This is a genomic window from Streptomyces sp. NPDC006314, from assembly GCF_040613075.1.
GTDB lineage: Bacteria > Actinomycetota > Actinomycetes > Streptomycetales > Streptomycetaceae > Streptomyces.
This window is the reverse complement of the sequence record NZ_JBEXRL010000062.1, coordinates 1-3,197: the sequence shown is the minus strand read 5'-3', so window position 1 is coordinate 3,197 and position 3,197 is coordinate 1. Positions and strand designations below refer to the sequence as shown.

The window sequence follows — 3,197 nt, the reverse complement described above, 5'->3', positions numbered from 1 at the left end:
CAAACCTCATCAAAGACCTGGGCAAAGACGGGGTACCGGTCATACAACTCCCGGCCCATCCCCACACGCTGGGAACCCTGACCAGAGAACAACACCGCGAGCCGGCCACCACCGACCGCCGAACCCGCCACCACACCCGGCCCCGACTCACCCGACGCGACCGCACCCAGCCCTGCGATCAGCTCCTCACGTGAGGAACCGATCACCACCGCCCGGTCCTCAAGCCCAGCCCGACCCACAGCAAGTGACCAACCCACACTCGCCGCGGAAAGACCCCCACCCGCACCGACCCGGGACACCAACGCACCCGCCTGAGCCCGCAAAGCATCCGCACCCCGTCCGGACACCACCCACGGCACCACAGACAACGAAACCGGGGCATCCGAGACACCCGGGGCATCCGAAGCCTGCACCGGCTCCGGAGCCTCCTCCAGAATGACGTGCGCGTTCGTGCCACTCACGCCGAACGACGACACACCCGCCCGACGCGGACGATCACCCGGCCGCGGCCACTCCCGCTGTTCGGTGAGGACGCGGACGGCGCCCGTGGTCCAGTCGACCTGCGGGGTGGGTTCGTCGACGTAGAGGGACTGCGGCAGTTCACCGTGCCGCATCGCCTCGACCATCTTGATGACACCGGCGACACCGGCGGCGGCGGCCGTGTGGCCGATGTTCGCCTTGAGGGAGCCGACCCACAGCGGGCGATCGGCAGAGCGGCCCTGGCCGTAGGTGGCGAGCAGGGCCTGGGCCTCGATCGGGTCGCCGAGCGTCGTACCCGTGCCGTGGGCCTCGACGGCGTCGACCTGTGCGGTGGTGAGACCGGCGTTGGCGAGGGCGGCGCGGATGACGCGCTGCTGGGAGGGCCCGTTGGGGGCGGTGAGACCGTTGCTGGCGCCGTCCTGGTTGACCGCCGAGCCGCGTACGACCGCCAGCACCGGGTGCCCGTTGCGCCGCGCGTCCGACAGCCGCTCCAGCAGCAGCATGCCGACACCCTCACCCCACGCCGTACCGTCCGCGGCAGCGGCGAAGGGCCGGCACCGTCCGGTGCGGGAGAGCGCCCCCTGGCGGCTGAACTCCACGAAGGTCTCGGGCGTGGACATCACCGTGACGCCGCCGGCGAGGGCGAGGGAGCACTCGTCGTTGCGGAGTGCCTGGACCGCCAGGTGCAGGGTCACCAGAGAGGACGAGCAGGCCGTGTCGACCGTGACCGCCGGGCCCTCCAGACCGAAGGTGTACGAGAGACGTCCGGACACCACGCTGGCCGCGATACCGGTGGCGAGATAGCCCTCGGACTGCTTGGGGGCCCGACGCAGCAGGGCGGCGTAGTCCTGGCCGTTGGTACCGGCGAAGACACCGGTACGGCTGCCCTTCAGCGATGTCGGGTCGATACCGGCCCGCTCGATGGCCTCCCACGACGTCTCCAGCAGGAGCCGCTGCTGCGGGTCGAGAGCCGTCGCCTCGCGCGGAGAGATACCGAAGAAGGCCGGATCGAAGTCACCGACGTCGGTGAGGAAGCCGCCTTCGCGGACGTACGACGTCCCAGGCCGCGCCAGCTCCGGGTCGTACAGTCCCTCGACGTCCCAGCCCCGGTCGGTGGGGAACTCGGAGAAGGCGTCACCGCCCGCGGCCAGCAACTGCCAAAGTTCCTCCGGCGAGTTGACGTCGCCGGGGAAACGGCAGCTCATTCCCACGATCGCGATGGGCTCGCGCTCTCCCGACTCCGCCTCCTGGAGGCGTTGCCGCACTTCGTGAAGCTCGCCGGTCACTCGCTTCAGGAAATAACGGAGCTTTTCCTCGCTGGTGTTTGTCACGGGGTACTACTCCAAGTTCCGGAAGTCATCACGTGGTTCGGGGAGATGAGGGGGAAGATGCGGCAAGGGCCGGGCCGGGGCCTGTGACCGGTGGTCATGAGATCCCGAGTTCGTTGCTGATGAAATCGAAGACGTCGTCGTCGGAAGCCGAGGCGAGCTTGTCGACGGTCCGGCCGGTGCCGGAGTCGGACGCTTCGGCCGGACCGCACAGTTCGAGTAGTGCCTTCAACCGCAGTGAGATCTCGTTCCGAGCGTCGTCCTCGACGTCCCCGACGAGGGCGGAGATGTCCGACGCGAGCCGGTCGAGTTCTCCGACGACGCCGTCGAAGCGCCGCGCGCCGTCGGGGCTCAGCTCCGCCAGCAGGTGATCCGCGAGCAGTTGGGGCGACGGGTGGTCGAAGGCGATCGTCGACGCGAGCCGCAGTCCCGTCGCGCCGGTGAGCCGCTTGCGCAGCTCGACGGCGGTCAGCGAGTCGAAACCGAGGTCCTTGAACGCCCGGTCCGCGGTGATCGCCTCGGTGGTGGCGTGGCCGAGCACGGCAGCGACGTTCCCGCGCACCATGTCAAGCAGGCGCAGGCCCTGTTCGGCAGGGGACAGGCCGCTCAGTTCGGCACGCAGGGAGCCGGCCGGGTCAGCGGCCGTGCCGGCGCCGTCGTCAGTAGCACTCTGCATGGCACGAAGGGCCTCGGGAATCTCCGCGACCAGAGGGGCGCGGCGGGAGCTCGCGAGGCGCGGGGTGAAACGGTCCCAGTCCACATCGGCGACGGCCACGCATGCCTCGTCCCGGCCCAGCACCGTCTCCAGCGCCTTCAGGGCGTCGCCGGGTTCCATCGGCGCCAAGCCACCGCTGCGTGCCCACGTCTCCCGGGCCTCGCCCACGGCCAGGCCCTCACCGGCCCAGCGGCCCCACGCCACTGATGTCGCCGCCAGTCCCCGCGCCCGGCGAACCTCCGCCAGCCCGTCCAGGAACGCGTTGGCCGCCGCATAGTTGGCCTGACCGGCACCACCCACGGTCCCCGCCAGCGACGAGAACAGGACGAAGGCGTCGAGGTCCATGCCGGAGGTCAGCTCGTCGAGGTGCCGAGCGGCTTCCGCCTTCGCACGCATGACATCCGCCAACCGCTGCGGAGAAAGGGTCTCCAGCACGCCGTCGTCCAGGACACCGGCGGTGTGTACCACAGCCGTCAGCGCGGGAATCTCCTGCTCCCCCAACGAGGAAAGCAACGCCCGGAGCTGGTCGCGATCGGCCACATCACACGCCGCCAGCGTCACACCAACGCCCAGCGCCTTGAGTTCCTCCCGCAGAACATCGGCTCCCGGCGCCTGACCACCACGACGCGAGACCAGCACCAGATGCTCCGCACCCCGCCCCGCCAACCACCGCG

The 3,197-nt window shown here is 70.1% G+C and carries 2 protein-coding genes; both read right to left on the bottom strand.

Features of this window, described 5'->3' with window-relative positions; genetic code table 11:
* Window positions 1-1,811: type I polyketide synthase (locus tag ABZ079_RS36735; protein WP_356943783.1), on the bottom strand; the 1,811-nt coding region annotated here is incomplete at its 3' end.
* Window positions 1,812-1,905: 94 nt separating this feature from the next.
* Window positions 1,906-3,197: SDR family NAD(P)-dependent oxidoreductase (locus ABZ079_RS36730; RefSeq protein ID WP_356943781.1), on the bottom strand; the 1,292-nt coding region annotated here is incomplete at its 5' end.